At 36.8% G+C, this 16,139-nt stretch carries 13 protein-coding genes; 5 read left to right on the forward strand and 8 right to left on the reverse strand.

Annotated features, from left to right (window positions below):
• Positions 1–2: 2 nt before the first annotated feature.
• From EG339_RS17610 to EG339_RS17645, 8 genes are all read right to left on the reverse strand, one after another.
• Complete coding sequence (locus EG339_RS17610; RefSeq protein ID WP_123871243.1) at positions 3–566, reverse strand: TlpA family protein disulfide reductase; 564 nt, start codon at positions 564–566, stop codon at positions 3–5.
• 3 nt (positions 567–569) lie between these two features.
• Positions 570–1,037: a pyrophosphohydrolase domain-containing protein gene (locus tag EG339_RS17615; RefSeq protein WP_045496588.1), complete on the reverse strand. Its 468-nt coding sequence runs from the start codon at positions 1,035–1,037 to the stop codon at positions 570–572.
• A gap of 231 nt (positions 1,038–1,268) precedes the next feature.
• The gene (locus EG339_RS17620; RefSeq protein ID WP_123871244.1) at positions 1,269–1,688 is read right to left on the reverse strand and encodes a hypothetical protein; all 420 of its coding nucleotides are present in this window, start codon (positions 1,686–1,688) and stop codon (positions 1,269–1,271) included.
• A gap of 11 nt (positions 1,689–1,699) precedes the next feature.
• Positions 1,700–2,416, reverse strand: coding sequence for a glycohydrolase toxin TNT-related protein (locus EG339_RS17625; RefSeq protein WP_123871245.1), 717 nt, complete (start codon positions 2,414–2,416; stop codon positions 1,700–1,702).
• 390 nt (positions 2,417–2,806) lie between these two features.
• A complete protein-coding gene (locus EG339_RS17630) occupies positions 2,807–5,038 on the reverse strand; it encodes a zinc-dependent metalloprotease (RefSeq protein WP_123871246.1) in 2,232 nt (743 codons plus the stop codon).
• A 159-nt stretch (positions 5,039–5,197) separates the two neighbouring features.
• A complete protein-coding gene (locus tag EG339_RS17635) occupies positions 5,198–8,131 on the reverse strand; it encodes a reprolysin-like metallopeptidase (RefSeq protein WP_123871247.1) in 2,934 nt (977 codons plus the stop codon).
• A 204-nt stretch (positions 8,132–8,335) separates the two neighbouring features.
• Positions 8,336–8,833 carry a DinB family protein gene (locus tag EG339_RS17640; protein WP_123871248.1) on the reverse strand — a complete coding sequence of 166 codons (498 nt, stop codon included), beginning with the start codon at positions 8,831–8,833 and terminating at the stop codon, positions 8,336–8,338.
• 17 nt (positions 8,834–8,850) lie between these two features.
• Positions 8,851–9,990: an acyl-CoA dehydrogenase family protein gene (locus EG339_RS17645; RefSeq protein WP_123871249.1), complete on the reverse strand. Its 1,140-nt coding sequence runs from the start codon at positions 9,988–9,990 to the stop codon at positions 8,851–8,853.
• Between the two features lie 192 nt (positions 9,991–10,182).
• Between EG339_RS17645 and EG339_RS17650 the strand changes: the two genes are divergently transcribed.
• From EG339_RS17650 to purF, 5 genes are all read left to right on the forward strand, one after another.
• Positions 10,183–12,057: an endonuclease gene (locus EG339_RS17650; RefSeq protein ID WP_123871250.1), complete on the forward strand. Its 1,875-nt coding sequence runs from the start codon at positions 10,183–10,185 to the stop codon at positions 12,055–12,057.
• A gap of 404 nt (positions 12,058–12,461) precedes the next feature.
• Positions 12,462–13,067: a SatD family protein gene (locus EG339_RS17655; RefSeq protein WP_066692550.1), complete on the forward strand. Its 606-nt coding sequence runs from the start codon at positions 12,462–12,464 to the stop codon at positions 13,065–13,067.
• 2 nt (positions 13,068–13,069) lie between these two features.
• A complete protein-coding gene (locus EG339_RS17660; RefSeq protein ID WP_123871251.1) occupies positions 13,070–13,765 on the forward strand; it encodes a DUF3307 domain-containing protein in 696 nt (231 codons plus the stop codon).
• A 36-nt stretch (positions 13,766–13,801) separates the two neighbouring features.
• On the forward strand, positions 13,802–14,524 hold the full coding sequence (gene purC / locus EG339_RS17665; protein ID WP_045496615.1) for a phosphoribosylaminoimidazolesuccinocarboxamide synthase: 723 nt from the start codon (positions 13,802–13,804) through the stop codon (positions 14,522–14,524).
• Between the two features lie 109 nt (positions 14,525–14,633).
• Positions 14,634–16,133, forward strand: coding sequence for an amidophosphoribosyltransferase (gene purF / locus EG339_RS17670; protein WP_123871252.1), 1,500 nt, complete (start codon positions 14,634–14,636; stop codon positions 16,131–16,133).
• Positions 16,134–16,139: the final 6 nt, after the last annotated feature.

The raw sequence follows: 16,139 nt of genomic DNA on the forward strand, positions 1-16,139 counted from the left end.
ATCTATTTAAAAATTTCTTTAATTACAGATGAGTCATTCTTTTTCAGAATTTCTGCTAAATCTCTTTCAATATATCCGCTGGTAGGCATTTCTACAATTCTTCCTACTTCCTTTCCATATCTTTTCAGGATAATGGTAGGAACTTTCTGGATGTTGTAAAGGGATTCATCTCCGCTGGGAGATTCTTTTTTACGGTTAACCGCAATAATGGTCATTTTATTTTCCGTGTAACCTACCTCTTCCAATATCCTGGTAAGCCTTGGGAAATCCCTGTGACTGTCTTCACACCAGGTTCCCATAAAAACAATAACATCATAAGATCCCAGTCTTTCCTTTCTCAGTTCACTGATCGCTTTCTGGTCCAGAGCATATTCATCATGTTCCTTTACATACCAATCTGCATAAGGGGCTTTTAAGAACTGCTCTTTCAATTGATGTCCCAGAAGCATTTTACCATCTTTTTCAGTTGTAACTTCCCGGTTAACCACTACCTTTTGAGCACTAAGCTGTTGGGCAGCTAAAAATAAACTTGAAACGGCAACAATATTCGTAATAAATTTTTTCATATTTTATTTTTCAATAATTGACTTTAGATCAGCAGGAGAGTAATATTTATTTTTTAATACTTTATGGTCTGCTTTTCTGTATACATTGAACTTTTCACCAGATTTCTCATAAAAAGATTCTACATCTTTTTCTTTATAAAATTCAACGGTTTCATTAGCCTGTTCTTCATTATCGCATGCTTTTGACATATTGGAACGCTGAACTTCGTTGAATAGCTCTACAAATTTGTTGCCAAGTCCGAATTCCAGTACAGCACCACTTAAAACGTATTGCAAATCACAAAGAGCATCTGCAATTTCTACAATATTATTATCTGCAATTGCTTGCTTTAACTCATTAAGTTCTTCCTGTAGAAGTTCTACTCTAAGATTACATCTTTCCGGAGAAGGAATTTGTGGGGTGTCTAGAATAGGGGCTTTGAAAGTAGTATGGAATTCTGCTACTTGGTTCAAACTATCAATTTTATCCATGAAATTTTTTATTTATCACAAAGATAGAAAACGATTTGTTAATGGTGAAATATAGAATACAAAATAAGGGTGGTAAATTCCTACTTTCTTAAACCTCGTATAATACGGTTTTAATTGATTTTGTATATAATAATCAGCGAAGGTCCGTGTTTAAATTAATTCTTTAGGGAATAAAAAACCACAACTCTTCAGCTGTGGTTCATTTAATTTGTTGACTGTGTTCAGTTTTAATTACTCCAGTTCCTGATACTCCCAGATCCCTGATATCTTTAAAATTTCCAGCCCCGGTTGCTTTTCTCCATAGCCAAACACACAAAAATAACGGGTCTGGCAAGCTGTACACTGAGTTCCAAAATAAAGAGTCGGCAGATCATTAACCGTTAATTCTCCATAATGCTGCATCCTCTGTGAGGTCTCATTAATCATTTGATGGTTTAATAGCTCAGATTTTGATAGCACTTTGTCTTCATGATAGATTTGAAGAATAGGAAAGCCCGAGTGATAGGGAGATATTTCAACAGTATTTTCATGGCCGCATTCACAGCAGGTAAATCTGACTATTGCAGCTGGAATGGCTTCTTCATTGATGAATTTATCTTTTTGAAGCAAAACTTTCTTACCGGTCTTTATCTTTTTTGATATTGAATACATCTGCATTTAATTTAGTTCTGAATGACTGTTCCTACCAGGTTAGGATATTTTCCGCTTGGGCTTTTTTTAATGGTAATTTTTATATATCCTTCTTCTGCTAATTTATTCCAAGTTTTTGGATATCCGGTATTAATATCTACAGGAATTTTCCACATGGTCTGTTTTCCGTTTCCGGTTTGATTGAACCAGGGAATAATATCTGCCGTTTGGGATTTAAAGGGTAATGCATTAAGAACATCTATTTCGTAATAAAAATCATATTTGTTCTCAGGCTGATTTAACGCTCTTTCAGCGAAAGTATATACATGGCCATTAATAATCGGGCTGGTAAAGTTTCCTCCTAATGTTGGGTTTCCTGTTCCATTATAAGTTCCCACAGCACCACTGTATCTGTCATATTTTTGACCGGCCTGTATGGCTACATCGTCTACGATATTATATCCGCCATTAGCTGGCGGCCAGCCACTATTCAGGTTATTGGTCTGGAATAGTTTTTCCAGCTCTTTCCAGCTTCCCTGTTTGTACAGATCAAATGCCTGATTTCTGATGGTTTGGTTTACTTTGTTCTCAGGATCATAAGTTGTTGCAAAATCATCGGCATTTTTGTAGAATACAATTTTAACAGGACTTGGTTTGATAACAATTTCTTCTTCTCTGTCATCAGAGCTACAAGCCACGGAAAAAGATGCTATGGCCAGAAAAAAGAAGTACTTAAATAAATGTTTCATATAAAAAAATTAAATTATGTGAAATTTAAATAGGTATTATCAGGGATGCAGGCCAATGCAATCTCAGGTATATGTGATGGTTTTTTAGTGCTTCTGCTAATTAAAAATATTGATGATACTTCATGAATTAGAAAAGAACAGGATAGTTTATTGTTACAAGAGCCATTGAAGCTTCCCTTCAATACGAGCCAGATAACGGTACAATAAAAGAATAATATTTGATGGCAAAATTAACCAAAATTACAATAGAAGAGGATATTATTTTTTACTAAAAACAATATCATTGAAATTAATTACATAAATATTGTTATTTTAAATAATAAAATGCAATAATTAAAGAAAAAAGACCGCTCATATGAGTGGTCTTTTCCAATTTATATCTAAGCAAACTTATTTTTTGATAAATATTTTTGATAGTTTTTCAATCTGGATCACATAGTTTCCTGTTGCCAGCCTGCTTACGTTCACAGTTCCATTTTGAAGCGAACCGTCCATTACAAGTTTTCCGGACATGTCATAGATTTTAAAACTTTCTGATTTGGTATTTGAAAGCGTCAGAATATCCTTTACCGGATTTGGATAGAGTTTAACTTCCGTGGAAGCTGCTGCCAGTTGGTTTTCTGCAGTTGATAACCCACTGGTGGTTACAGCAATATTGGAATTATTTACATCAAAGAAGATGTGATTGCTTCCTTTTACCATAATTCTTCCTAAAAGGGTTGCAATATTAGGAATGACTACAGCTTCTGAACCATCATTAGGTGTTCCTGCCAATAGAGTAGTCCAGGTTTCTCCATTATCTGTAGACCAAAGGATATCAACGTTGGCTGCATTGATATTATTGGCGGTTGTTCCTGCCACATCCCAGGTTACTGTTTGTAAACTTCCTCCTACATAAGATACGGAAGTATTCTGAGAAGTAACAAGGAAAGGCCCGGCAAGAGCATTTACTGTGATTTTAGCATCATCAGAATTGTTTCCTGCACCCCCTAATCTGTTGTCTCTAACAGTAAATCTGAAATTAAGATCTCTTGTAACGGAAGATAATGCTTCAACATTGATTTCATCTCCCATTGTTACCATTTCTCCCTTTAAAATAGTTGCCATTTGAGGAAAATATCTTACCGGAGAAGCTGCAGGAACCCATGATCTGAATGTAGGCCCGGCAGTTTTTGTAGCTGTAGCTGCAGAATTGCTTCCTGTTTGGGAAGAAGTTCCATAATCCATCTGCTCCCAGATGTAAGTGAGAGAATCCCCATCTGCATCAGTTCCTGAACCCGTTAGTACAAAAGGCGTACTTTGAGGGATTGTATAATCTGCTCCTGCATTGGCTGTAGGAATATTATTTCCTGTAGGTGTATTTACAGAACAGGTTTTTGTTTTAATATTGTCTGTGATCTGTTCAATACTGCGGGCATGAAAAAACGGATTTGAGTTTTTCTGTACATCATAAGGTGTAATTCCTGCATATCCCATAATGGTAGATCCGGAACCTGGTTCTACAGGCTGAAGACCATCTTGTGTTGTATATGAAAAGGTATGGTTCCCCCCAAACTGATGTCCCATTTCGTGAGCAACAAAATCAATATCAAAAGTATCTCCGGAAGGAATACCGTTAGAAGGTGAGGTATAGCCGCTTCCTTTATAATTTTCAGGATAGGTGGTTCCCTGATAGACATAAGTTGTCATATCATTGCTGCATATACATCCGATGCACCCAGCGTTTCCACCGCCTCCTGTAGCACCGAATAAGTGTCCGATATCAAAATTTGCATTCCCTATTTTTGAACTCAGGTCATTCATAAGCTCAAGGTTCCATTTGTTCATTTGCAAGGATTCAGAAAAGGGATCACTATTAGCATCAGTATAAACAATAACATCATTGTTAGGAATCAGAACCATCCTTGCAGCAAAGTCATTTTCAAAAATACCATTCACACGGGTTAAGGTATTATTCATGGCAGCTAGAGCATTAGCCTTAGTTCCTCCAAAATAAGCTGCATATTCTCCCGTACAGGACAATGCCAATCTGAAGGTTCTTAATATTGCATCATCAGCATTTTTAGCTGTTACCAGGGAAGTTCCTTTTTGTGCAGATTCCAGTACTTTGCATTCAAAATTATTCAGATCGCTTTTTCTATCTGATCGTTTATATACTGCATACGTAGAAAGATCTTTAGTATAAGGCTCAATGAAAACGGCGGATTTATCACCATAAATTTCCATAGATGATAAGCCTAGAGAAGAAATACTGAAATAAACTGTTGATGTCTTATCTTGTAGTCCCTGGCCAATATAGGATTTAATATCCGGATATTTAGCAGCCAATTCGGGATCGAAATTTGAGTTTTCCGTTACAGTGAAATGTTCCATCTTTCCAGATGAATTGGGAAGAGAAATAATAACCGATGATTTTTCTGTGGCTCTTTTTGGAGTTTTTGCCAATACATTTTTTAACCCATTAATGTCCAGATGAAAAATTCTCGGATCATTTATATTTTTCATATTCTCATAAACAGAAGATGAGCTTTCCTTAGATCTTCTAGACCACAGACGGTCTGTTTGTGCAGAAGAAACGCCGGACAATACCAGCATTCCCATCATTAATAATTCTTTTTTCATTTTGCGTGATTTTTTATAGATCAAAAATAGTAAAAAATATTAACAACTAATTATTCTTTTTTAGAATAATTAAAAATAATAATCAACTCTCTGAGTATAAACAGATAAAAAAACTGCCCTGTTATAGGGCAGTTTCACATCGTTTAAATTTTATAATGACTAGTTCTTAACAAATCGTTTAGAAACTTCACCTATCTGGATCATATAAGCTCCTTTAATCAAGTTACTTACATTCACAGATCCTCTCTGAAGTTTTCCTGAACCAACTACTTTTCCACCCATATCAAATATTTTGTAATCTTCAGAAGTAGTGTTGGAGATATACATGATATCTTTTACCGGGTTAGGATATAGCTTAATATCAGTCATCAGATCTTTCGTATTGGAAAGTTCTCCTCTTCCTGAAGATGTAATATTAACGGTATAATCTTCAACCTGTCCGTATGTATATGCTTCACAGGATGAAGTAGGAACTGAGCTGTATTTCATCATTACTCTCATTCTTGTTGTACCAAGAACTGCTGTAGATGGAATAGTAACTGATCCTGTAACCGGACTTGTTGTAGAACCTGTTTTTGTCCAAACAAGCTCGCCACTGTCTGCAAAGCTGCCGTTTCCGTTATAATCAATATAAACTGCATAAGCTTCACTGTATTTCGTAGAAGTCCAAACAGGAGTGATAGAAAGCGTGTAAGCCGTTCCTCTTGTCACATTGGTAGAGACAGAAGTAAAGTTTTCATAACCTGCAGTTCCTGTTGAAGTATTGTTGATGGTACCGAATTTCACATTACCAATTCTTTCATCAGCAGTATTAGATGCAGAAGCAGAACAATAAGTAACCGTTCCACCACCTGCAAGTGTTGTAACGTTCACCGTATTACTTGAAGAAGAAGCATTACCTGCTGCATCTTTTGCTTTCACAGAGAAGCTGTAAGTAGTGGACGGAGTTAAGTTTGTTACTGTATAAGTAGTAGAAGCTGTAGAACCGATTAATGAGGCGCCCATATACACATCATATCCTGTAACCCCTACATTATCTGTAGCGCCTGACCAGGAAAGGTTGGTACTGATAGAAGTAGTTCCTGAAGCCGCAAGGGTAGGTGCAGTAGGAGCAACCGTATCAGGTGTTCCTGACCCTGCATTTACAGAAATATTAGCATTGTTTACATCAAAGAAAATATGATTGGATCCTTTTACCATAATTCTTCCTGTAGTGGTAGAAACATTAGGAATAGTTACAGCCTGTGAGCCATCGTTAGGTGTTGCTGATAATAGAGTAGTCCATGTATTTCCGTTGTCTGTAGACCAAAGAATGTCTACATTGGCGGTGTTTACACCATTAGCAGTAGTTCCTGCCACATCCCAGGTTACGGTTTGTGAGCTTCCACCTGCATAAGTAGTTGCTGCGTTTTGGGAAGTAACTGCAAAAGGTCCTGCAGTACTGTTTACCGTAATCACTGCATCATCTGAATTATTTCCGGATCCGCCAGCCTTGTTATCACGAACGGTAAATCTGAAATTTAATGTTCTGGCTACTGAAGAAAGTGCTTCTACAGTAATTTCAGAACCTGCAGTAGTGGTTGATCCTGCTAAAATAGAAGCCATTCTTGGGAAATATCTTGTAGGAACGGTTGTTGGTGTCCAGGATCTGAAATTCGGTCCTGAAGCTTTTGTTGCACTTGCAGCAGAACTTGCTCCGGTTTGAGAAGAAGATGCATTATCCATCTGTTCCCAGATATAAGTTAAAGAATCACCGTCAGCATCTGTTCCGGTTCCGGTTAATACGAATGGAGTACCTTTTGGAATGGTGTAGTCTAACCCTGCATTAGCTGTTGGAATTGAGTTTCCTGTATTGGTATTTACAGAGCAGGTTTTAGCTTTAATATTATTGGTGATCTGCTGAATACTGATGGCATGGAAAAATGCGTCAGAGTGAGGCTGAACGTCCTGGCTGGTAATTCCGGCATATCCCATAATGGTTGATCCTGAACCAGGTTCCATATTAGCTCCTGTTCCTTCATTATTCATAGAGAAGGTGTGGTTTCCACCGAACTGGTGCCCCATTTCGTGAGCTACATAATCGATATCGAAATTATCTCCTGATGGAATTGCGTCTGCAGGAGACGTGTAGCCACTACCTTTTGAGCCGTTTGTACAGATACATCCTATACATCCGGCATTTCCACCACCTCCGGAAGCTCCGAACAAGTGACCGATATCATAATTAGCTTCTCCGATAACAGAAGTTAAAGTGCTCTGTAATTGGGAGTTCCAGTTGCTCATTCCTGATGCGGCAGAATAAGGGTCTGTAGAAGCATTGGTATAAATTACTGCATCATTGTTGGCGATAAGAACCATTCTTGCTGCAAAATCTTTTTCGAAAACACCATTTACACGGGTCATTGTGCTGTTCATTGCAGCTAATGCCTGAGCTTTTGTCCCTCCAAAATAAGCCGTATATTCTCCTGTACAGGATAATGCCAGTCTGAATGTTCTTAGTGTAGAATCGTCAGCATTAGGTCTTGCTGCAATACTTGTATTAGATACACCTTTCTTGGCAACGTCTATTACAGTACACTCAAATTTGCTAAGATCATCGTTTTTGTCAGATTTTTTGTAAACAACATAAGTAGAAAGATCTTTTGCATAAGGCTCAATAAACACTGCAGATTTATCACCATAAATCTCCATAGATGATAATCCCAGTGGAGAGACACTGAAATATACTGTTGAATTTGGATCTTCAAGCCCCTGGCCTACATAAGATTTGATGTCCGGGTATTTTGCAGCGAGTTCAGGAGTAAAGTTGGAATTTTCTCTTACTTTAAAGCTTTCCATTCTGCCATCAGAGTTCGGAAATGAGATGATAACTTCTGACTTTTCGCCGGCAGCCAATCTCTTTGGAGCCTTTGCCAAAGCATTCTTCAAACCGTTAATATTCAGACTGAATAATTTAGGATTTCGAATTCCTAATTTGTTTTCAAAAGTCTCCGAAGAGCTTTTTGAGAATTCCTGAGACCAAAGACGGTCAGTTTGTGCGAATGAAGCTCCGGTAATAAGAAGCATTCCAAGTAGGGTTAATTGTCTTTTCATATTAAAATATTGTTTTTATTATGGTAAATCGAAATTAATAAAAAATCTATTATGAAAAACAAAAATTTTTAAGAGAATTTTAGAACTTTCATTTAATATATTATGCAATACATTGAATTTCTTTGAATTAACATTGTCCCAAAATGAAAAAATGACATGCATAATTTACGCATGTCATTCATTATCAGTTAAAATAATTTTCAGTTATCTTATATCGTCAGCAGTAGGGCCGTAAAGTCCGGGAACTTTATTTCCGGTTGATCTTAAATAAACAACCAGTTCCCCTCTGTGATGGTACAAATGATTATAAAGAAAACCTCTTACTACCTGAATTCTTGGCGAAGGGGGAAAAAGAGTATTTCCATTCATTTCCATCTTCCATTCATTGAAGTAAGTATTTTCATCAGAGTCCTCCAGAGCTTTCTGTGCTTTAGCTACATTTTCTTCAAACTTTGCTACAATATTTTCAGCTTTGGAAATATCACCTTTGTCATATTGATAGGTGCCCATGTCAAAGACATCCTGATTAAAGGTAGGGCTGTACCAGTTATAAACTTCTGCAATATGGGAAGCCAGCTGACCGGTTGTCCAGTTTTTTTCGGACGGCTTCCAGTCTAAAGCGCTGTCTGGGATTGCTTTCAAAATTTTTCTGGTGTTTTCAGCTTCATGCAGAAATTCACCTAAAAGTGCCTGTTTAATCATTTGTATGAGGGTTAAAATTATTTTGTAATATCTCTTCCGATCACCAGTCTCTGGATTTCAGAAGTTCCTTCACCAATAGTGCAAAGCTTGGAATCTCTATAGAATTTTTCAGCAGGGAAGTCTTTTGTATATCCGTATCCACCGAAGATCTGAACTGCATTATTAGAAATTCTTACACACGCTTCAGAAGCATATAGTTTTGCCATTGCACCTTCTTTTGTCATTTTCTGCTTAGCATTTTTCAATGTTGCTGCTCTCTGGATCAAAAGTTCAGCGGCATCAATTTCTGTAGCCATATCGGCAAGCATAAAGTTGATGGCCTGGAATTCAGAAATTGATTTTCCAAACTGATGTCTTTCTTTAGCATATTTTAAAGCAGCTTTATAAGCTCCTCTTGCTGTTCCTAAACTTAATGCAGCGATAGAAATCCTACCTCCGTCAAGAATTTTCATAGCCTGCTTGAAACCTTCGCCTACTTCTCCTAAACGGTGAGAATCCGGTACGCGTACGTTATCGAAAATTAATTCTGCGGTTTCAGAGGCACGCATTCCTAATTTATTTTCTTTTTTTCCAGAAGTAAATCCAGGCATTCCTTTTTCCAAAACAAAAGCGGTAGAGTTATTCTTAGCTCCTTTTTCGCCTGTTCTGGTCATTACTACAGCAATATCACCTGAAATAGCATGAGTAATGAAGTTTTTAGCACCGTTAATGATCCATTCGTCACCATCTTTTACAGCAGTGGTAGACATTCCTCCTGAGTCTGAACCGGTGTTGTGTTCTGTTAATCCCCAGGCTCCGATTACTTTTCCTGAAGCCAACTGAGGAAGCCATTTGTTTCTCTGCTCTTCATTTCCAAATTCATAAATATGATTGGTACAAAGAGAATTGTGCGCTGCTACAGAAAGACCAATAGACGGATCTACCTGAGAAATTTCATCAAGGATAGCAACGTACTCATGATAACCTAAACCGGAACCTCCGTACTGCTCAGGAACTACAATTCCCATAAAGCCCATTTCTCCCAATTGATGAAACAAGTCTTTTGGAAAAGTCTGGCTTTCATCCCACTCCATAATATTCGGTCGGATATTCTTCTCTGCAAATTCTCTAGCTGTCTCCGCTATCATTTTGATGTTGTCAATTGTCTCTGTATTCATATAGATAATAGTTAGTTCCCAAAGATAATTAAATTGACGGAATGCTAAAAAAAATTATTGCATTCATAATAGTATCACAGCCAATATTTTAATTTCCAATTTTTTATATTCCGAAAATTAATGTATCCTTAATAAAATATTCAATCTTTTGCGTTTTTTATTTCACTAAATTAGTTGCCCAATTTTTAAAGCATGAAAAAAATTCTATTTCCTATTATTTTGATTTCTTCTTATATCTTTGCGCAGGCTCCTGCCGGATATTATAATGGGACCGCCGGATTAACCGGGTATGCCCTGAAGTCTAAACTTCATGACATTATCTCTGAAAAGAATATCAACTGGCACTATGATGACCTTCCTAATTTATATAATCAGACTGATCTTGATTGGTATTATGATAATCATACACAAGCTAATAATAGCACCATTCTATTGGATATCTATTCTGAAAATCCTACCGGTCCGGATGCTTATGAATATACATCAGCCAACCTTATCAGCAGTACAGGCGGTGAAGGAGAAGGATATAACAGAGAGCATGCTATGCCTCAAAGTACCTTCAACAGCAGCTATCCTATGTTTTCCGATTTACATTTTGTAATTCCTACGGATGCTAAAATCAACCAGCTGAGAAACAATTATCCTTATGGTATTGGCAATTCAACGTTGCATTACACATTTACTAATACTTCCAAAATTGCCAATAGCGCCATTCCAAATTATGCCTATACCAATAGAGTATATGAGCCAATTGACGAATTTAAAGGAGATGTAGCCAGAATGTTGTTGTATTTTGTTGTTCGGTATGAAAACAAGTTACCATCATTTAATTATTCAACCAATATTAATCCGGCAATAGACAGGTCTCCTCTTGATGGAACAGCAGAAAGAGCATTTGATGCACCATATATTGCAATGCTTCTTCAATGGCATCAGCAGGATCCGGTTTCTCCAAGGGAAGTCAACAGAAATAATGCTGTGTTTGCTATCCAAAAGAATAGAAACCCTTTCATTGATAATCCACAATGGGTAAATGAAATATGGAATCAGACACCGGATACAATTGTCCCTCAGGCTCCATTAAATGTAACGGCAGGACAAACCGGAGCATATTTTACAACTTTAAGTTGGTCACCAAGTACAAGTTCAGATGTGATTGGATATAATATCTATCAGAATGGAGTGTTTTTAAGCTCCACCAAGTCAACAACATTGGTTATTGACCATCTCACTCCTTCATCTTCCTATACTTATACCGTAAAATCTTATGATAATGGATATTTGAATTCATCGGACAGTAATTCTGTTGTTGTAAATACCCTTGCTTCGGACGGATTTTCAAAAGATTTATTCATTTCTAAGTATATTGAAGGAACAGCTGATAATAAAGCGATTGAAATCACAAATAAAACAGGTCACCCTGTAGACCTTAAAGATTATAAACTGTCTGTTCAGGCATACGGTAATTCTAATTATTATTTTCCGGCCGGTTTTGAAATGGAAGGAACCATACAAAATAATGAAAAAATTGTTATTTTAAATCCAAGATCCAATCTTACGTGTTTCAATATGGAGCAGGCAAGATTTGTGACAGCAGCACCTCAATTGGCTTACGACGGAGATAAATATTACGAATTGAGATATAAATCAACAACAGTTGACGCCTTGGGAACTAAAAACCAGTCCAATACTTCCACACTGAAAGATGTTTCTTTGTATAGAAAAACCTCTATCAGCCAACCTTCAAATTCTTTTAATAGTACAGAATGGGATATTTATCCTGTAAATTACTGCCAGGATCTTGGAGGAACACTATCTACTTCAGAACCTGCTCCTTCTACAGATCATTCACTGAAAATATATCCAAATCCGGTGTATGACTATATTTTTGTAAGTGGAGAAACTGCGAAGATTAAAACAGCCCAGGTTATTGATCTTTCCGGAAAAGTGATTTATACAGAAAAAGAGCCTTTCAGAAATAAGAAAAGTATTTCTGTACAGGGAATTCCTACCGGAACTTATCTTCTGAGACTTGATGATAGAGTAGAGCAGTTCATTAAAAAATAAAACAAGAGCACAATTATTTTAAGTATATCAGCCTAACAGGTTTCAACAACCTGTTAGGTTTAATTATTTAAGAGACCGATTAGACCTTGTCAAGGAAATTAGCCCTGATAGCAGCGGTTACCCCACAGCAGGCAGCTGGAAAGGACAAGAGCGAGGAGTATGAGCGGATAGCAGGAAGCAGTTTCTCAAATAAAATGCAGTACAAAAGGTTGAGTTAATATTATTCCATAGTGGAAAATTTTCATTCTATTTTGTCTTTATCTTAATTTTTAAACTTCGTATAAAGCCTTAAAAACTTTATGGTTACCATATAATTGATATAAGCAGATTCACTAATAATCAATATCTATAAGTGTTTCTGCTTATATTTTTTATTTATAAGTAATTATGCTTATATTTGCAGTATGATAGCGGTCATTACCGGTGATATTATAAATTCACAGCATGCAGACACTGAAGTTTGGATTACCAAGCTTAAAAATCTTCTCGAAACCTGGGGAAGCGCTCCTGGCACATGGGAAATTTACAGGGGAGATGAATTTCAGTTCAAATGTAGTATCGACTCTGTTTTCTGGCATTTCCTAGCCATAAAATCACTTATTAAAAGTCAGGAAAACCTGGATGTAAGAATGGCCATAGGCATCGGTGAAGAAAGTTTTTCTTCTGAAAAGATCACCGAATCTAATGGTACGGCTTATGTGAATTCCGGACGACTTCTTAATGACCTGAAGAATGACGGGCACACAGTTGCTATTAAAACGTCAAACGACTCTGTAGACAGAGATCTCAATATTTTATTGAAATGGTCATCCAAGGATTTTGATAACTGGACTATGGCTACCTCAGAAATTATTCATGAAATGATTATGAACCAGGATATTACCCAGGAAGATCTTGCCAAAAGATTTGCTATATCACAGTCTTCTATAAGCCAGAGACTGAAACGAGCTAACTATGAGCTCATCGTGGAAACCAATCAGTATTTCAGAAAGAAAATATCCGAATTATAAACATGATCTTTATCAAACTCATATTGGCACATCTACTCGGAGATTTTATACTTCAGCCAAATTCATGGGTTGCTGATAAGGAGAACTATAAACTGAAAAGTAAGTTTTTATATTTCCATATTCTGATTCATACTGTTTTAAGCTTCATTTTTCTTTGGGACCTGCAACTTTGGTGGGTGGCCGTTTTAGTAGGGATTACGCATTTTATTATTGATGCTGCTAAGCTTAATTTTCAGACCATAAAAACAAAGAAAAGATGGTTTTTCATCGATCAGCTGCTGCATATTTTAGTCATTGCAGGAGCCTCTTTTTATTTCGGTGAGTTTAATTTCAGCTTTTTACAGAATCAGGAATTTTTAAAGATCATGATGGCAGCTTTGTTTCTCACAACACCGGCTTCTATTTTTATCAAACTCCTTTTATCATCCTGGACACCCGCTCCGGATGGTCCCAATACAATTCAAACCGAATCTTTATCAAGTGCCGGAAAATATATCGGAATTTTAGAACGTCTGCTGGTATTTACCTTTATCATGGTAAATCACTGGGAAGGCGTAGGTTTCATGGTAGCTGCCAAATCTGTTTTCAGGTTCAGCGACCTTGCACAGGCAAAACAGAGAAAACTTACAGAATATGTGCTAATTGGTACATTATTAAGTTTTGGACTGGCTGTCTTAACAGGAATAATAATTAAATAAATCAATAAATCTAACTACAATTTAGAAAGTAAAATTATGAGTCAAAAAAAAGAAATGTTGTATGAGGGTAAAGCGAAACAAGTATTTGCTACCGATAATCCTGATGAAGTAGTAGTACGTTTCAAAGACGATGCTACAGCATTTAACGCTCAAAAGAAAGGCCAGGTTGACCTGAAAGGGGAGATGAATAACGCCATTACCACCCTTATTTTTGAATATTTAAATGAAAAAGGGATCAAAACTCATTTCATTAAAAAATTAGACGAAAGAGAACAGTTGGTAAAAAAAGTTTCTATCATTCCTTTGGAAATGGTGGTAAGAAACTATTCAGCAGGGAGTATGGCACAAAGATTAGGAGTGGAAGAAGGAATTAAGTCTCCGGTAACCATCTTCGATATCTGCTATAAAAAAGATGAATTGGGAGATCCGCTTATCAACGATCACCACGCTGTTTTCCTAGGCGCGGCTACTTATGAAGAGCTTGATGAAATGTATGAATTATCTTCAGACATCAATGATATCCTCATCGAACTGTTTGACAAGATCAACATCATCCTTGTAGACTTTAAAATCGAATTAGGAAAAACATCTACAGGTGAGATTATCCTTGCAGACGAAATTTCTCCTGATACTTGCAGACTTTGGGATAAAGATACAATGAAGAAACTTGACAAAGACAGATTCAGAAGAGATTTAGGAGAAGTAACTGAGGCGTACGTTGAGATCTACAACCGTCTGAAAAATCTTTTAGAGAAATAAGATTGCAGAGAAAGGGTATTATTCTGAAACTAAAAATTAAAAACTGAAGTTAACTTAGACTAATTCCTGACATCTAATATCTAAATTCTAATCATTAGAAAAAATAGAAATGAAAAGTTTAGACATTCATAAAAGTGAATATTTAAAACAGTTTGAAAACCAGGTTTACGGAAGAAACCTTTTCAGAACTCAGGAGGAGGAAAGATTAGATGCTCCTAATGAGGAATGTGGGATCTTCGGACTGTATTCAGATAATGATCTGGATACATTTTCTCTTTCACAGTTCGGGCTTTTTGCATTGCAGCACAGAGGCCAGGAAGCTTGTGGTATTTCCGTTTTAAAGGATGGAAAAATTACCAATATGAAAGATGAAGGGCTGGTTTTGGACGTTTATAAAGACATTCAGGAGCCTGAAACTTTTATGGGAAATTCTGCAATTGGGCATACCCGTTATACCACTGCAGGAGATAAAAAGAAATATAATTTCCAGCCATTTTTTGCGAAAAATGAATACGACCAGATTATACTTTCTATAGCACACAACGGTAATCTTACCAATGCAAAAGAATTAAAAGCAGAACTAGAAGCTGAAGGCGTTGTTTTCAGAGCTACTTCCGATTCTGAGGTGATTCTGAGATTAATCCAGAAAAACCTTGACCTTGGGCTTCGTGGTGCTATTAAAGCAACTATGGAAAAAATTGAAGGCGCTTATTCCGTAGTGGGAATGACGAGAAATAAATTCTTTGCTTTCAGAGATTTCAACGGAATCCGACCGCTGGTTTTAGGAGCCATTAATGAAAACTCTTATGTTGTTGCTTCCGAATCTGTAGCATTAGATGCTGTAGGCGCTCAGTATGTACGTGATATTCTTCCCGGAGAGATCATTTACACCAATGAAAATGAGCCCGGGAAACTTCATTCTTATATGATGGATGAATCTAAAGGGAAGCAGAGAATCTGTTCTTTCGAATATATCTATTTCGCAAGACCTGATTCTACCCTGGAAAACATCAATGTATATGAGATCAGAGAAAAATCCGGGGAAAAAATCTGGGAACAGGCTCCTGTAGAGGCAGACCTGGTCATTGGAGTTCCTGATTCCGGAGTTCCTGCTGCCATCGGTTTCTCAAAAGCTTCAGGAATCCCTTTCCGCCCTGTTTTGATCAAAAACAGATACATCGGAAGAAGCTTCATTGTTCCTACACAGGAAATGAGAGAAAGGGTAGTAAACCTTAAGCTAAACCCGATCATTTCAGAAATGAAAGATAAAAGGGTAGTAATTATTGACGACTCTATCGTTCGCGGAACAACCTCCAAGAGACTGGTTAAGATCCTTAAGGATGCAGGAGTAAAAGAAATTCACTTCAGAAGTGTTTCTCCGCCAATTATTGCACCTTGTTATCTGGGAATTGATACTCCGTCAAAAGATGATCTGATCTCAGCAAATATGACTACAGAAGAACTTAAAAACTATTTAGGAGTAGATTCCTTAGAATTTTTAAGTATAGACAACCTTAAAGAAATTTTAGGATCTTCCAATCACTGCTTCGGATGCTTCACAGAAGAATATCCGGTAGGAAAAGGAGAGGAAGTAGAATTATTTAATTAAAATATT

The organism is Chryseobacterium bernardetii, from assembly GCF_003815975.1.
Classification (GTDB): domain Bacteria; phylum Bacteroidota; class Bacteroidia; order Flavobacteriales; family Weeksellaceae; genus Chryseobacterium; species Chryseobacterium bernardetii.